The organism is Streptomyces sp. NPDC056144 (assembly GCF_042264145.1).
GTDB lineage: Bacteria > Actinomycetota > Actinomycetes > Streptomycetales > Streptomycetaceae > Streptomyces.
The window spans coordinates 336,111-351,242 of the sequence record NZ_JBHJVF010000003.1; the positions used below are offsets into that span (position 1 = coordinate 336,111).

11 protein-coding genes and 1 tRNA gene are annotated in these 15,132 nt (G+C 70.2%); 10 read left to right on the top strand and 2 right to left on the bottom strand.

The genetic code is table 11. The annotated features are described in order from the left end of the window. Nucleotides 1–78: 78 nt before the first annotated feature. From ACFC0Z_RS12405 to ACFC0Z_RS12415, 3 genes are all read left to right on the top strand, one after another. Complete coding sequence (locus tag ACFC0Z_RS12405) at nt 79–2,058, top strand: DUF3987 domain-containing protein (RefSeq protein ID WP_376435836.1); 1,980 nt, start codon at nt 79–81, stop codon at nt 2,056–2,058. 330 nt (nt 2,059–2,388) lie between these two features. Continuing rightward, a complete protein-coding gene (locus tag ACFC0Z_RS12410; protein WP_376435839.1) occupies nt 2,389–2,580 on the top strand; it encodes a helix-turn-helix transcriptional regulator in 192 nt (63 codons plus the stop codon). Beyond that, the gene (locus ACFC0Z_RS12415) at nt 2,577–4,043 is read left to right on the top strand and encodes a tyrosine-type recombinase/integrase (protein WP_376435842.1); all 1,467 of its coding nucleotides are present in this window, start codon (nt 2,577–2,579) and stop codon (nt 4,041–4,043) included. The genes ACFC0Z_RS12410 and ACFC0Z_RS12415 overlap by 4 nt, the downstream gene beginning before the upstream one ends. A gap of 97 nt (nt 4,044–4,140) precedes the next feature. On the opposite strand, the gene ACFC0Z_RS12420 is transcribed toward ACFC0Z_RS12415, so the two are convergent. After that, on the bottom strand, nt 4,141–5,307 hold the full coding sequence (locus ACFC0Z_RS12420; protein WP_376435845.1) for a pentapeptide repeat-containing protein: 1,167 nt from the start codon (nt 5,305–5,307) through the stop codon (nt 4,141–4,143). Between the two features lie 252 nt (nt 5,308–5,559). Beyond that, nucleotides 5,560–5,631 (bottom strand) — tRNA-Arg (locus tag ACFC0Z_RS12425). Between the two features lie 168 nt (nt 5,632–5,799). On the opposite strand from ACFC0Z_RS12425, the gene ACFC0Z_RS12430 reads away from it, so the two are divergent. The 7 genes from ACFC0Z_RS12430 to rho all read left to right on the top strand — a co-directional run bounded on the left by ACFC0Z_RS12430 (nt 5,800) and on the right by rho (nt 14,987). Then, entirely contained in the window at nt 5,800–6,261 is a 462-nt protein-coding gene (locus ACFC0Z_RS12430; RefSeq protein WP_376436669.1) for a response regulator, read from the top strand. 103 nt (nt 6,262–6,364) lie between these two features. After that, nucleotides 6,365–7,342 carry an ArgS-related anticodon-binding protein NrtL gene (nrtL, locus tag ACFC0Z_RS12435; RefSeq protein ID WP_376435848.1) on the top strand — a complete coding sequence of 326 codons (978 nt, stop codon included), beginning with the start codon at nt 6,365–6,367 and terminating at the stop codon, nt 7,340–7,342. Nucleotides 7,343–7,353: 11 nt separating this feature from the next. Beyond that, complete coding sequence (gene lysA, locus ACFC0Z_RS12440; protein ID WP_376435850.1) at nt 7,354–8,745, top strand: diaminopimelate decarboxylase; 1,392 nt, start codon at nt 7,354–7,356, stop codon at nt 8,743–8,745. 177 nt (nt 8,746–8,922) lie between these two features. Next, nucleotides 8,923–10,215: a homoserine dehydrogenase gene (locus ACFC0Z_RS12445; RefSeq protein ID WP_376435853.1), complete on the top strand. Its 1,293-nt coding sequence runs from the start codon at nt 8,923–8,925 to the stop codon at nt 10,213–10,215. A gap of 7 nt (nt 10,216–10,222) precedes the next feature. Then, nucleotides 10,223–11,293, top strand: coding sequence for a threonine synthase (thrC, locus tag ACFC0Z_RS12450; RefSeq protein ID WP_376435856.1), 1,071 nt, complete (start codon nt 10,223–10,225; stop codon nt 11,291–11,293). A gap of 286 nt (nt 11,294–11,579) precedes the next feature. After that, complete coding sequence (thrB, locus tag ACFC0Z_RS12455; protein ID WP_376435860.1) at nt 11,580–12,497, top strand: homoserine kinase; 918 nt, start codon at nt 11,580–11,582, stop codon at nt 12,495–12,497. Between the two features lie 435 nt (nt 12,498–12,932). Further along, nucleotides 12,933–14,987 (top strand): transcription termination factor Rho, encoded by a 2,055-nt coding sequence (gene rho, locus ACFC0Z_RS12460; protein WP_376435863.1) that lies wholly within the window; start codon nt 12,933–12,935, stop codon nt 14,985–14,987. The last annotated feature ends 145 nt before the right edge of the window (nt 14,988–15,132 follow it).

Consider the following 15,132-nt stretch of genomic DNA (forward strand, 5'->3'; position numbering starts at 1 on the left):
GGGGCGGTCGCCTCTCACCACAAGACCGCGACCGCCCCGGCTCTCCGTCCCTTCGACAGAAACAGGAGAACCCTCAGCATGACACCTGAGCCCGCCCATGGGCAGTACGCCCCCGTGGTGCCGCTGCACAGCGCGCCCGGCGGCACCGAGCGGATGGCGCCGCACGACCGGGAAGCCGAACAGGCCGTCGTCGGCGCGCTCATGCTCGCGCCCGGCGTCATCGGCGACGTGAACGGCTCGATGGACCCGGGCGACCACTACGTGCCCGCCCACGAGACGATCCACCGCGCGATCCTCGCCCTGCACGCCCAGGGACAGCCCGTCGACCCGATCACCCTCGGGCACCACCTGGAGCAGACCGGAGAGCTCGTCCGCGCGGGCGGACGGCCCTACCTCCACACCCTCATCCAAGCCGTGCCCTCCACAGCCAACGCCACCTACTACGCCGAGATCGTCCACGACCTCGCGCGGCGCCGCCGGAGCATCGAGGTCGGCACCCGCATCGTCCAGGCCGGCATGTCGGCCGAGGCCACCGAGGACGACCTCCGCGAGGCCCTCGCGCTCGGCGCCGCGACCGTCCCGACCGCGTGGCCCGAGCCGATCCCGCTGGACCGACAGCCGAAGCTGCCGCCGTTCCCCGTCCACGCCCTCCCCGGCTGGGTCGCGGACCTCGTCGTCGCGCTCGCCGAGGAGACCCAGACCCCAGTGGACCTCGCGGGCGCCCTCGCCCTCTCCGTCCTCGCGACCGCGGCCGGCGGCCGGGCCGTCGTCCAGGTCCGCGGGCGGTGGCGCGAGCCCACGAACCTCTTCGTCGTCGTCGCCCTCGGTCCGGCCAACCGTAAGTCCGCCGTCTTCGCCGCCATGACGGCCCCGCTCTACGAGGCGGAGAACACGCTCGTGGAGGGCTCCAACCTCACGATCGTGGAGGCCGAGGTCACCGCCCGCATGGCGCGCGAGGCCGCCGACAAGGCCGCCGCTCAAGCCGCCAAGGCGGAGGGTCCCGAGCGGGACAACCTGGTGGCCGAGGCGATCGGCCTCGCCCAGACCGCCGAGTCCCTGACTGTGCCGCCGCGCCCGCGACTCCTCGCCGACGATGCCACCCCGGAGACCGTCACCACCCTGCTTGCCGAGCAGGGCGGCAGGCTCGCGGTCATGTCCGCCGAGGGCGGGATCTTCGACATCATCGCCGGGCGGTACTCCGGTGTGCCCAACATGGAGGTCTTCCTCAAGGGCCACGCCGGCGACCGGCTGCGCGTCGACCGCCGGACCCGCCAGGAGTTCATCGAGGCGCCCGCGCTCACCATGGGGCTCGCCGTCCAGCCCAGCGTCTTGGAGGACATCGGCAAGAACCGCGGCTTCGACGGCCGCGGGCTGCTCGCCCGCTTCCTCTACTGCCTGCCCGAGTCGCTGGTGGGCTACCGGAAGATCGACCCGGACCCCGTTCCGCCCGCTGTTGGTGCGACGTACGAGCGGAACGTCTTCGCTCTCACGCTCAAGCTCGCGGACTGGACCGACCCCCTTGTGGTGCAGGTGGGCCCCGAGGCCGATGCTGTCCTCAAGGCGTACGGCGAGCGCTTGGAGCCGCAGCTCCGCACCAAGGGCGGGCGTCTCGGGCACATCGGGAAGTGGGCCGGGAAACTCGTGGGCGCCGCGGCCCGCATCGCCGGTCTGCTCCACCTCGCCGAGCACATCGACGGCGGCACCAATGCCCCGATCAGTGCCACCACGATGGGCGCGGCGATCGAAGTGGCCGACTACTTCGCCGCCCACGCCCTGACCGTCTTCGACCTCATGGGCGCCGACGCCACCCTGGCTCGCGCCCGGAGCTTGCTGTCCGTCCTGGAGGACAACGGTTGGGAGAGCGTCAGCCGCCGGGACCTCTTCGCCAAGCTCTCCCGTTCCGAGTTCCCCACCATCGCCGAACTGGAGCCGGCCGCTGCCGTCTTGGAGGAGCACGGCTACCTCCGCAGCGAGACCCCGCCCCGCACCGGCAAACGGGGTCGCCCGCCGGCGCCCCGCTACCTGATTCATCCGAGCGTCCGCGAGGCCAAGGCGTGAGCGTCCCCGCCCGCCTTCGCATGGGACCCCCGCCGCACAAACCGCAGAATCCGCAGAAACCCCCGGGTGGCCGTCCCCACCTGCGGAAACGGCCCGTCGGCCCGGCAGCCGCAAAAATCCGCGAAACCGCCGCACAAATCCCGTCGCCGGTTACGCGACGCTCGGCCCTCGGTGCCTCCGTCCATTTCTGCGGCGATTCTCGCGATTTTTGCGGCAGCCGCCCCCGCACCCCCAACGCCGCAGGTCAGGCCCCGGATCCGCAGGTTTCTGCGGATTCTGCGGTTTCTGCGGCGCTCCGCCCTGTCTTCGGTAGCCAGTCGAGGAGGACCCGTGTCCGCGACGCGTGACGAGATGCTCACGATCCCCCAGGTCGTGAAGGAGATCGGAATACCCCGAGCCACCTTCTACCGGTGGCGCCAGCTCAAGAAGGGCCCGAAGGCCATCAAGCTCCCGAACGGCGCGGTCCGCATCCGTCGCTCGGATCTGGAGCGCTGGATCGAGACCCTGGAGGAAGCCGCGTGACTTACCGCAAGTCCAGCAACACCCCGGGCGCCCGCAACAGCGGGCGCCCGCCCGTTTCCGGGGACCTGACCCTCTCTACGGACGTACGGGTCTGGAAGGTCAACCAGGTACGGAGCAAGAAGGCTCCGTATCAGATCCGCTGGACGGTCGCCGGAAAGGTGAAGGCCGCCAGCTTTGCCACCGTGGCCCTCGCGGAGAGCCGTCGCTCCGAGCTGTGGCAGGCGATGCGGAAGGGAGAGGCATTCGACGTGGCGTCCGGCCTGCCGGAGTCGGAGCTCCGGGCCGCTGCCGCGAAGGAGAACGAGAAGCCCGACCCGTCGTGGTGGGACTTTAGCCGCGAGTACATGTCGAGCCGGTGGCGTACGGCGGCGGCAAAGACTCGTGAAGGGCTGGCCGACAGCCTGGCCACGGTAGCGCTCGCGATGGTGGAGGGCGGGAAGAAGGCGCCCACGCCGGAGGAGACGCGGCTCGCGATGCGGTGGGCGGTGGTACCGGCACACCAGGACGAGGATCCGCCGCCGGAACTCGTGGCGGCATGCACGTGGCTCCGGACCCGATCGCTGGCGCTCTCGGCTCTCACCGACCCCAAGGTGGTGCGGGACGTCCAGTACCGGCTCTCGTTCAAGCTGGACGACACCCCGGCGGCGGGGGAGACCTACAAGCGTCGGCGCCGCGGCTTCAACACGGCCATGGAGTACGCCATTGAGTGCGGGTACCTGGAGGAGAACCCGCTCGCGGGAGTGAAGCGTGCGGGGTCCACCAAGGGTGACGTGGTGGACCCCCGTGTTCTGGTTAATGCAGTCCAGGGCGAACAGCTCCTCACGGCGGTTTCTTACGTGGGCTCCGTCCACCGGAACCGCGGGCGCCGACTCGTCGCCTTCTTCGCCTGCCAGATGTACGCGGCGATGCGGCCGGCCGAGGCGGTGGGGCTCCGGAAGAAGGACTGCTACCTCCCCGAGAAGGGGTGGGGGACGCTCACGCTCAAGGAGACCCGGCCGGTGTCCGGCAAGCGATGGACGGACTCGGGGCAGCGCCACGACAAGCGCGGACTCAAGTCCCGTGAGCCCAAGGCGGACCGGCCGGTCCCGATTCCCCCGACGTTGGTCGCCATGCTTCGCGCGCACATAGCGGAGTTCGGCACGGCGAAGGATGGCCGGCTCTTCGCCAACGAGCGTGGCGCCGTGCTCGGAACGTCCAGCTACTGGAGGGTCTGGCAGGATGCCCGGCCGATCGCCCTCCCGCCAGACAAAGTGGATTCACCGCTCGCCCACCGGCCGTACGACCTGCGGCACACCTGCATCACGAACTGGCTGAACGCGGGAGTCCCCGTCGCCGAGGTGGCCCGCCGGGCGGGCAACTCACCCGAGGTCATCCACCGCCGCTACGAGGGCTGCATTGACGGACACGAGGAGTTGAACAACAGGAAGATCGAAGAGGCCATGGGATGGGTGGAAGGATCATAGGCCGTTAGCTGTCGAGCGAGTCGGAGTCATAGAACTCCGACTCGCGGGCCCGCTTGGCGCCTGCCGATCACTGCATCACTACAACACCAGCAGGCGGCTATTCGCCATGTCGCCTGCCTTCAATGTATTCCTCGGTGCATCGCTTGATGTGGTCTTCCATTCCCTCGGAATTAGAAAGGTGAGGGGAAAGGATGGTGCTGCTGGTTACATGAGCCGCAAGGAGTTGGGTGGCTTCGACGACAGCCAGCGATTCCCCGGCTCCACCCAGGTTGGCTTCGTGCAGGTCCGCTCCTGAGAGGTTGGTCCCCCGGAGGTATGCCCCTTGGAGTTGTGCCGCCCGGAGATTAGCGCCGCTGAGGTTGGCGCCGTCAAGGTTGGCCCGTTCCAGGATCGCACCTTGGTCGAAGTGAGCTTCCCTTAGGTCGCAGTTCGAGAGGTCCGCCCGCCGGAGATTGGCCTTAGAAAATCGTGCAGCTGTGAGCGCCGCACCGTTGAAGTCCGAGTTGTTCAACTTGGCTTTGGTGAAGTCGGCGCCGCGCAGATCGCTCGTCTCGTTGCCTATGAGGCTTACGCCAGCCAGGTTGGCCCTCCTCAAGTTGAGGGCTCGTGCTCTCTCGGCTCCCACAATGTCGGTGCTTCGGCGGGCAATGACTGCGAACGCCGATCGATCGGGTTCGCGAACGGTCGCGGGGTCCTCCCCGTTGTTGCCTTCCCGCTGCTTCTTACTACTCTCCCTGATCGCCCCAGACAGCAACTGGATGATGGTGAGAGCATCCTCTGGCGAGTCGGTCATTATGCGTTCCAAGGCATAGATGCCGCCAAGCTGGGATGTGTTGCTCTCGGAAGCGAGGAGTCCCACAGCTTTGACGTAGCGCTCGGTAACCTGCCCCTCGCGGGCGAGGTCCTGCTTCTCCCTGTCCATGGCCCTCGTGTGTGCCAGGTTCTCTTCAGATAGGGCGTGCTGCTTCCGGTCCCTCTCCTGCGTCTGCTCAAGGGTTGCGCGGGTCACCTGAAGGTTCTTCCACGTCAGGTACGCGCCGAGGACGGCCACGGCTGCAAGCCCGAAGCTCACCACGGCGGTGCGGAACCCAGTGACGAGCACCGCCTTCGGAGCGTCATCCTTGGTGAGTCGATCTAGGTGGGCACCGTCGAACCGCCACGGTCCCTTAACCAGCATCCAAGCGAGGAAGCTGACGGCCGCAAGCGCCGCGATGATGGCGAGAGTCTGGAGTATCCAGTTCGGCTTCTTCTGGCTCTGTTGCACCCGTGTCCTCCGGAGGTGATGACCTACGTCGGCGCGATTCTTACGTGCGGGTTGGCGATTCGTCACGGGGTGTCGAGCCGCGCTGCCCGGCGTCAGGTGATGTGCCGGCGAGCACCAAACAGGCTCACTCGCCACTCACTCGCGATCAGTGACACACAACGACAGAGACCCGGACTCAGTGGGACTGAGTCCGGGTCTTTGTGTTTGGCACTCTCGCTGGTCAGCGGGTTGATCACGCTGTCCGAGCTGGAGTGCCCCCGGCAGGATTCGAACCTGCGCACACGGCTCCGGAGGCCGTTGCTCTATCCCCTGAGCTACGGGGGCGTTGCCGCGTTCGGCGGCGACGGGTAGAACCCTACCAGCCTTGGGGGTGTGCCTGTGAACAGGGATTTCCAGGGTGTCACCGGGCGGCGGGTCCCCCGCACGGGTCGGAAGTGGGCAAAACCCGGACGCAGCCCCTCGGGGCGTCCTACTCTCGTTGATGTGTCAGGCATGTCCGGTCGGGTGCTTGTTGTCGACGACAACAAGGTGATCCGGCAGTTGATCAGGGTCAATCTCGAACTCGAGGGGTTCGAGGTCGTGACCGCGGCCGATGGTGCCGAGTGTCTGGATGTCGTGCATCAGGTCTGTCCTGATGTCGTCACCCTCGACGTCGTCATGCCCCGCCTCGGGGGGATCAAGACGGCCGAGCGGCTGCGCGCCGATCCGCGCACCAGGCATCTGCCGGTGGCGATCATCAGCGCCTGCGGCGAGCACGAGGTGACCGGTGGGGCCGGGGCCAGTGTCGACGCGTTTCTGGCCAAGCCCTTCGAGCCGTCCGAGCTTGTCCACGTCGTCCGGCAGCTGATGCACCGGGAGCGGCGCGAGCGGCGCGAGGCCGGGCCTGGTTCCGGTGATTCCCGAGAAGCCGGAGACGCCGGAGAGGAACCGCACGCAACTGTCGTCTCCCCCTGAGGGCCCCCTGAGCGCCTGCGGAGCCCCCGCTGAGTGCACGCCGAGTGCCCGCATGTCGAAACCGGTTCGCGCTGGGCCCCCCCTCCTCCCCTAGGCTTGGAGTGTGACCCCCGCGGACCTCTCCCTCACCGTGCTGCACGCCGTGCGCCGTGCGGTCGACGACGGTGCGCTGGCGGTTGACGTACCCCCGCGGGTGAAGGTCGAGCGGGCCCGGCCCGGTGGGTCGGGGGAGTACGCGAGCAATATCGCCCTCACCCTCGCCCGGCCCGCCGGTCGCAGCGCGATCGACGTCGCCAGGGTCATCGAGGAGCGGCTTCGCGACGTTCCCGGGCTTCGCGGTGTGGAGATCACCGGGCCCGGGTTCCTCAATTTCACGCTTCAGGGGCAGGACCGCGCCGGGGAGCTCGTGCGGGCCGTGCGGGACGCCGGACTCGCGTACGGGCACGGCACCGCGCTTGCCGGGACCACCGTCCGGTTCGCCGAGGTGACGGAGGCGCGGGCCTGTGTCGTGGGCGAGGTGGTGGCCGGTCTGCTGCGGTCCCAGGGGGCGCACACGGAGGTAGGCGGTGGCGAGACGCTGTACGTGCGCCCCGCTCCGTACGACACCGCCGTGCTCGGCGTCGACGCCGCCCGCTGGTCCCTCCTGCGGGCCGCCCCGCACGACCGGGCTCTGGACGGGCCGCCGCTGCTCGTCCAGCACGAACGCAATAGCCTCTTCCGGGTGCGGTACGCGCACTCCCGCGTCCGGCGGCTGATCGTCAACGGCGCACAGCTCGGGGTCACCCCCTCGTACGCGTACGAAGCCGGCGCGGATGTCGACGCGCCCGCGCTGCTCGATGCCCTCGGCGACCACCCCGCCGTGCTCCTCGCCGCCGCCCGCCACCGCGCCCCCGACCGGGTCGCCCGGCACCTCGAAGCCACCGCCGACGCGCTGCTCGCGTTCCAGCACACCGTGCTGCCGCTCGGTGACGAGAAACCCTCGGCCGCCCACCGGTCCCGGCTCGCGCTCGCCGAAGCCGCCGGGACGGTGCTTGCCGGTGGCCTGTCCCTGCTCGGCATCAGCGCACCCGATCGGATTTGAAAGAGCCACTCATGAGCCGTTCCGCCCACCCCGCCGGGCCCCGCCACGCAGACGTCCTCCCCGAGGGCCACTACACCGCGCCGCCCGCCGACCTGAACGTTCTGGACCCCAAGGTCTGGGCGCGGACCGTCGCCCGGGACGAGCGCGGTGTCGCCACCGTCGGCGGGATCGCCGTCGACGCGCTCGCCGAGGAGTTCGGCACCCCCGCGTACTTCCTCGACGAGACCGACTTCCGCGCCCGCTGCCGCGCCTGGGCCGAGGCCTTCGGGGGGGACGCCGACGTCTTCTACGCCGGCAAGGCGTTCCTCTCCCGCGCCGTCGTGCGCTGGCTCGCCGAGGAGGGGCTGAACCTCGACGTCTGCTCCGGGGGCGAGCTGACCACGGCGCTGTCGGCCGGCATGCCCGCCGAGCGCATCGCCTTCCACGGCAACAACAAGAGCGAGGAGGAGATCCGGCGGGCCGTCGAGGTCGGCGTCGGCCGGATCGTCCTCGACTCCTTCGCGGAGATCGTCCGCGTCGCGCACATCGCCCAGTCCCTCGGCAAGCGGCAGCGCGTGCTGATCCGTGTGACCGTCGGCGTCGAGGCGCACACGCACGAGTTCATCGCCACCGCCCACGAGGACCAGAAGTTCGGCATCGCGCTCGCCGGCGGGCAGGCCGCCGAGGCCGTCCGCCGCGCGCTGAAGCTGGACGCGATCGAGCTCGTCGGCATCCACTCGCACATCGGTTCGCAGATCTTCGACATGGCCGGCTTCGAGGTCTCCGCCCGCCGCGTCGTCCAGCTGCTCGCCGAGGTCAGGGACGAGCACGGTGTCGAGCTGCCCGAGATCGACCTCGGCGGCGGCCTCGGCATCGCGTACACCTCCGCGGACGACCCGCGCGAGCCGCACGAGATCGCCAAGGCGCTCAGCGAGATCGTCACCCGGGAGTGCGAGTCCGCCGGGCTGCGCACGCCCCGGATCTCCGTCGAGCCCGGGCGGGCCATCGTCGGGCCCACCGCCTTCACCCTCTACCGGGTGGGGACGGTCAAGCCGCTCGAAGGACTGCGGACGTACGTGAGCGTCGACGGCGGCATGTCGGACAACATCCGGACCGCGCTCTACGACGCCGAGTACAGCGTCAGCCTCGTCTCGCGGACCAGCGACGCCGAGCCCATGCTCTCCCGCGTGGTCGGCAAGCACTGCGAGAGCGGCGACATCGTCGTACGGGACGCGTTCCTGCCCGCCGACCTGGCGCCCGGCGACCTCGTCGCCGTCCCCGCCACCGGCGCCTACTGCCGCTCGATGGCGAGCAACTACAACCACGCGCTCCGGCCGCCCGTCGTCGCCGTCCGCGACGGCGAGGCCCGGGTGATCGTCCGGCGCGAGACGGAGGAAGATCTCCTGCGTCTCGACGTCGGCTGATGAAATAGTCGAGTCATGGCCGAGCGGTGAAATAGATGTCTCAGGATCCGGACAGGGGGCGGAAACCCCCGTCCGGTGAGTGAGACTGGTTCCACCGGAGCGATCCGGGGGGCTACGGCCGCGGAGAGCCGTAGAGAAACGACCGTAGACGAAGCTGAAGTACGGGAAAGAGGTCGGATGATGCGTACGCGTCCGCTGAAGGTGGCGCTGCTGGGCTGTGGAGTGGTCGGCTCAGAGGTGGCGCGCATCATGACGACGCACGCCGACGACCTCGCCGCGCGCATCGGCGCGCCGGTCGAGCTCGCCGGCGTGGCCGTCCGCCGCCCCGACAAGGTCCGCGGCGGCGTCCCGGCCGAGCTGATCACCACCGACGCGACCGCCCTCGTCAAACGCGGGGACATCGACGTCGTCATCGAGGTCATCGGCGGGATCGAGCCGGCCCGTACCCTCATCACCACCGCGTTCGAGCACGGCGCCTCCGTCGTCTCCGCCAACAAGGCGCTCCTCGCCCAGGACGGCGCGACGCTCTACGCCGCCGCCCAGCAGCACGGGCAGGACCTGTACTACGAGGCCGCCGTCGCCGGCGCCATCCCGCTGATCCGCCCGCTGCGCGAGTCCCTCGCCGGCGACAAGATCAACCGCGTGATGGGCATCGTCAACGGCACGACGAACTTCATCCTCGACAAGATGGACACGTCCGGCGCCGGCTACTCCGAGGCGCTCGACGAGGCCACCGCCCTCGGGTACGCCGAGGCCGACCCGACCGCCGACGTCGAGGGCTTCGACGCCGCCGCCAAGGCCGCCATCCTCGCCGGCATCGCCTTCCACACGCGCGTGCGCCTCGACGACGTCTACCGCGAGGGCATGACCGAGGTCACCGCCGCCGACTTCGCCTCGGCGAAGCAGATGGGCTGCACCATCAAGCTGCTCGCGATCTGCGAGCGGGCCGCGGACGGCGGGTCCGTCACCGCGCGCGTGCACCCGGCGATGATCCCGCTGAGCCACCCGCTGGCCTCCGTCCGCGAGGCGTACAACGCCGTCTTCGTCGAGGCCGACGCCGCCGGGCAGCTCATGTTCTACGGCCCCGGTGCCGGTGGCGCCCCGACGGCCTCGGCCGTCCTCGGCGACCTCGTCGCCGTGTGCCGCAACAAGCTCAACGAGGCCAACGGCCCCGGCGAGTCCGCGTACACCCAGCTGCCCGTGAGCTCCATGGGCGAGGTCGTCACGCGGTACCACATCAGCCTCGACGTGGCCGACAAGCCGGGCGTCCTCGCCCAGGTCGCGACGGTCTTCGCCGAGCACGGCGTGTCGATCGACACGGTCCGCCAGCAGGGCAAGGACGGCGAGGCCTCTCTCGTCGTCGTCACCCACCGCGCGCCCGACGCCGCCCTCTCCGGGACCGTCGAGGCGCTGCGGAAGCTCGACACCGTGCGCGGTGTCGCCAGCATCATGCGTGTTGAAGGGGAGTAAAGGACCCATGACCAGCAAGGGCACCCACCAGTGGCGCGGCATCATCGAGGAGTACCGGGACCGTCTTCCGGTCACGGACACGACGCCGGTCGTCACGCTCCGTGAGGGCGGTACGCCGCTCGTCCCCGCTCAGGTCCTCTCCGAGCGCACGGGCTGCGAGGTGCACCTCAAGGTCGAGGGCGCCAACCCCACCGGTTCCTTCAAGGACCGCGGCATGACGATGGCCATCACCAGGGCCAAGGAGGAGGGCGCGCAGGCCGTCATCTGCGCGTCCACCGGCAACACCTCCGCCTCGGCGGCGGCTTACGCGGTGCGGGCCGGCATGGTCTCCGCCGTCCTGGTGCCGCAGGGCAAGATCGCGCTCGGCAAGATGGGTCAGGCCCTCGTGCACGGCGCCAAGATCCTCCAGGTCGACGGCAACTTCGACGACTGCCTGACGCTCGCGCGCAGCCTGTCCGAGAACTACCCGGTGGCGCTGGTCAATTCGGTCAACCCGGTCCGCATCGAGGGCCAGAAGACCGCCGCGTTCGAGATCGTGGACATGCTGGGCGACGCCCCCGACATCCACGTCCTGCCCGTGGGCAACGCCGGCAACATCACGGCGTACTGGAAGGGGTACCGCGAGTACGCCGAGGACGGCCTCGCGACCCACCGCCCCCGCATGTGGGGCTTCCAGGCCTCCGGTTCCGCGCCGCTCGTGCGCGGCGAGGTCGTCAAGGACCCGTCGACGATCGCCACCGCGATCCGTATCGGCAACCCGGCCTCGTGGGACTACGCGATCGCCGCGCGCGACGAATCGGGCGGTTTCATCGACGAGGTGACGGACCGTGAGATCCTCCAGGCCTACCGCCTGTTGGCCGCGCAGGAGGGCGTCTTCGTCGAGCCGGCCTCGGCCGCCTCGGTCGCCGGTCTCCTGAAGGCCGCCGCGCAGGGCAAGGTCGACCCGGGTCAGAGGATCGTCTGCACGGTCACCGGCAACGGCCTGAAGGACCCCGACTGGGCCGTCGCCGGCGCCCCCCAGCCGGTCACCGTCCCCGTCGACGCCGCGGCCGCCGCCGAGCGTCTCGGCCTGGCCTGATCTCGACTCCCCCGGCGCCCGGGGGAGTACTGATCGAAACCCGATCAGGAACGTACATAGGCGCACAGGTTGGCTCGCGACACGCATCGTGCGCCTCCTGTGCGCCCTATGTCGCCACAGAACCTTCCTTCGATAGGCTGTACCGAACCCGCCCCGACGCATATGCGCGGTGTTGTTGCCGTTGTCGCCCCCTGAGGCCGATGCGGAATCCGGGTCTCCGAGTACGTTTTCGTGAACACTCGCTGTACGAAACACCGTTGTCGCAATCAAGGAGAGTCAACGAGCGATGGCCGGTCCAGCGTTCCGCGCCGCCGCCGTACGGGTGCGCGTCCCCGCCACCAGCGCCAACCTCGGCCCGGGCTTCGACGCCTTCGGCCTGTCGCTGGGTCTCTACGACGACGTCGTCGTCCGGGTGGCCGACTCCGGCCTGCACGTCGACATCGCGGGCGAGGGCGCCGAGACCCTCCCGCGCGACGAGAGCCACCTGCTCGTACGGTCCCTCCGCACGGCCTTCGACCTGCTCGGCGGACAGCCGCGCGGCCTCGAGGTCGTCTGCGCCAACCGCATCCCGCACGGCCGCGGCCTCGGCTCCTCCTCCGCCGCCATCTGTGCCGGCATCGTCGCCGCCCGCGCCGTGACCATAGGCGGGGACGCGAAGCTCGACGAGGCCGCCCTGCTCGAACTCGCCACCGAGATCGAGGGTCACCCCGACAACGTCGCCGCCTGTCTGCTCGGCGGCTTCACCCTCGCGTGGACCGAGTCCGGTGCCGCGAAGGCGATCAGGATGGATCCTTCGGATTCCATCGTTCCGGTGGTTTTCGTCCCCGGAAAGCCCGTACTGACGGAGACCGCCCGCGGCCTGCTCCCGCGCACCGTCCCGCACGTGGACGCCGCCGCCAACGCCGGCCGCGCCGCCCTCCTCGTCGAGGCCCTGACCCGCCGCCCCGAGCTGCTGCTCGCGGCCACCGAGGACCGGCTGCACCAGGAGTACCGGGCCCCCGCGATGCCGGAGAGCATCGCCCTCGTGAACCGACTGCGCGCGGACGGCGTCCCCGCGGTCATCTCCGGCGCGGGCCCCACGGTCCTCGCGCTGGCCGAACCGGGGACGGCCGACAAGGTCGCCCTCCTCGCGGGTGAGGGATGGGCCGCCAACCGGCTCGACCTCGACGCGTCCGGAGCGAGCGTGCTGCCGCTGGCGCCCTAGGGGCGCGCGGCGGCGGGCCGCGAGGGGGCGCCGGGCAGCGCCCCCCACCGCCCGGACACGAGATTGCCGGTGAGGGAGAGGGGGAATGTTTGTTGGAGCCGGTAGTGTTAACCTCAAGTCTGCACCTGACCTCTTTGTGGAGCGGTGCGGAGTGTCCCCATCAGGGACCACCGATTCTTCCGGAAGCCTCCTCAACTGCTGAGCAGCCTGCCTGAGCAGTTTTGAGCACGCTCCGGAACCGGCGCGACACCCCTCGCTTTTTCCGGTGAGGGCCGAGCAGGGGGCCTCGGGCCGGACCCACAGCACGTTTTTCTCTCTCCGCCGTACCCGGCGGGACCACCGCCCCGGACACGGTCCACAAGCCAGGACCCTGCCGGACAGCACAACCGGTCGCCGAGCCAGATGGCCGACGTCCGCTCCAGGGAAGGACCCTTCGTGAGCGACACCACCGATCTGATGGGCGTGACTGCCGACAGCAGTGTCGACACCTCCGCGCCCGCCGCAGGTGCTGCCAGCACCGCACGGCGCCGCCGCTCCGGCACCGGCCTCGACGGCATGGTCCTGGCCGAGCTGCAGCAGGTCGCGTCCGGCCTCGGCATCAGGGGCACCGCGCGGATGCGCAAGAGCCAGCTGATCGAGGTCATCAAGGAGACGCAGGCCGGAGGAGGCTCCGCCGCCCCCGCCAAGGCCGACGCCGCCGCCGAGACCAAGCCGAAGCGCCGCGCCACCTCCAAGGCGCGCACGGGCGAGACCGCGGCCGAGACCGCCGCGCCCAAGGCGGAGAAGGCCGAGAAGGCCCCTGCCCAGCAGCAGATCGACATCCCCGGCCAGCCGGCCAGTGAGGACGCGCCGGTCGGCGAGCGTCGCCGCCGTCGCGCCACCGCCCCCGCCGGTTCGCCGGAGGGCGAGGCCAAGTCCGAGGCCGCGCAGACCGTCAAGGTCGAGGCGCGCACGGAGACCGCGCGTACGGAGACCAAGGCCGACGCGCAGGCCGAGGGTGCCGTCGACGGCGCCGAGGGCCGCAGCCGCCGTGACCGCGGCGAGCGTGGGGAGCGCGGCGAGCGCCGTGACCGCCGCGACCGTCAGCGCGAGCGCGGCAAGGGCGACGAGCAGCAGGGCGGCGGCCAGGGCGGCCAGCGTCAGCGCCAGGGCGGCCAGGGTCAGGGTCAGGGCCAGCAGAGCCAGGGCCAGGGCCAGGGCCAGCAGGGCGGCGGCCAGCAGGCCGGTCCGCAGGACGACTACGACGACGAGGCGGGCGGCCGTCGTGGCCGTCGCGGCCGCTACCGCGACCGCCGCGGCCGTCGTGGCCGTGACGACTTCCAGGCCGGCGAGCCGCAGGTCTCCGACGACGACGTCCTGATCCCCGTCGCGGGCATCCTGGACATCCTCGACAACTACGCGTTCATCCGGACCTCCGGCTACCTGCCCGGCCCGAACGACGTGTACGTCTCCCTCGCCCAGGTCCGCAAGAACGGCCTGCGCAAGGGTGACCACGTCACCGGCGCCGTGCGCCAGCCGAAGGACGGCGAGCGCCGCGAGAAGTTCAACGCGCTGGTCCGCCTCGACTCCGCGAACGGCATGGCCGCCGACTCCGGCCGCGGCCGCCCGGAGTTCAACAAGCTGACCCCGCTCTACCCGCAGGACCGGCTCCGTCTGGAGACCGACCCGGGCGTGCTCACCACCCGCATCATCGACCTCGTCTCGCCCATCGGTAAGGGCCAGCGCGGTCTGATCGTGGCCCCGCCGAAGACCGGCAAGACCATGATCATGCAGGCGATCGCCAACGCGATCACGCACAACAACCCCGAGTGCCACCTGATGGTCGTCCTGGTCGACGAGCGTCCGGAAGAGGTCACCGACATGCAGCGGTCGGTCAAGGGCGAGGTCATCTCCTCGACCTTCGACCGCCCGGCCGAGGACCACACCACCGTCGCCGAGCTGGCCATCGAGCGCGCCAAGCGTCTCGTCGAGCTGGGTCACGACGTGGTCGTCCTGCTCGACTCGATCACCCGCCTGGGCCGCGCGTACAACCTCGCGGCGCCGGCCTCCGGCCGCATCCTGTCCGGTGGTGTCGACTCGACCGCGCTCTACCCGCCGAAGCGCTTCTTCGGTGCCGCGCGCAACATCGAGGACGGCGGCTCGCTGACCATCCTCGCGACCGCGCTCGTCGACACCGGTTCGCGCATGGACGAGGTGATCTTCGAGGAGTTCAAGGGCACCGGCAACATGGAGCTCAAGCTCGACCGGAAGCTCGCCGACAAGCGCATCTTCCCCGCGGTGGACGTCGACGCGTCCGGCACCCGCAAGGAGGAGATCCTCCTCGGCAGCGACGAGCTCGCGGTCACCTGGAAGCTGCGCCGCGTGCTGCACGCGCTCGACCAGCAGCAGGCGATCGAGCTGCTCCTCGACAAGATGAAGCAGACGAAGTCGAACGGCGAGTTCCTGCTCCAGATCCAGAAGACGACCCCCGGGGCCGCCAACAACGACTGACGCATGATCGACTTGTGACCTGCGTCACGCGGCAGTGGTGGGGCATCGCCCTCGTAATCCTGTCGTGACCTGCGTAAACCGCCGCGCCCACCGTGAACTCACGGTGGGCGCGGCGCGTTGATCACGGGGAAGTCACAGGTCCGTA

What these genes read in the sequence shown, in the direction of transcription:
- ACFC0Z_RS12405 (WP_376435836.1), top strand. Translation starts at nt 79, where the DNA reads ATGACACCTGAGCCCGCCCATGGGCAGTACGCCCCCGTGGTGCCGCTG.
- ACFC0Z_RS12430 (WP_376436669.1), top strand. Translation starts at nt 5,800, where the DNA reads ATGTCCGGTCGGGTGCTTGTTGTCGACGACAACAAGGTGATCCGGCAG.
- lysA (WP_376435850.1), top strand. Translation starts at nt 7,354, where the DNA reads ATGAGCCGTTCCGCCCACCCCGCCGGGCCCCGCCACGCAGACGTCCTC.
- ACFC0Z_RS12445 (WP_376435853.1), top strand. Translation starts at nt 8,923, where the DNA reads ATGATGCGTACGCGTCCGCTGAAGGTGGCGCTGCTGGGCTGTGGAGTG.
- thrC (WP_376435856.1), top strand. Translation starts at nt 10,223, where the DNA reads ATGACCAGCAAGGGCACCCACCAGTGGCGCGGCATCATCGAGGAGTAC.
- thrB (WP_376435860.1), top strand. Translation starts at nt 11,580, where the DNA reads ATGGCCGGTCCAGCGTTCCGCGCCGCCGCCGTACGGGTGCGCGTCCCC.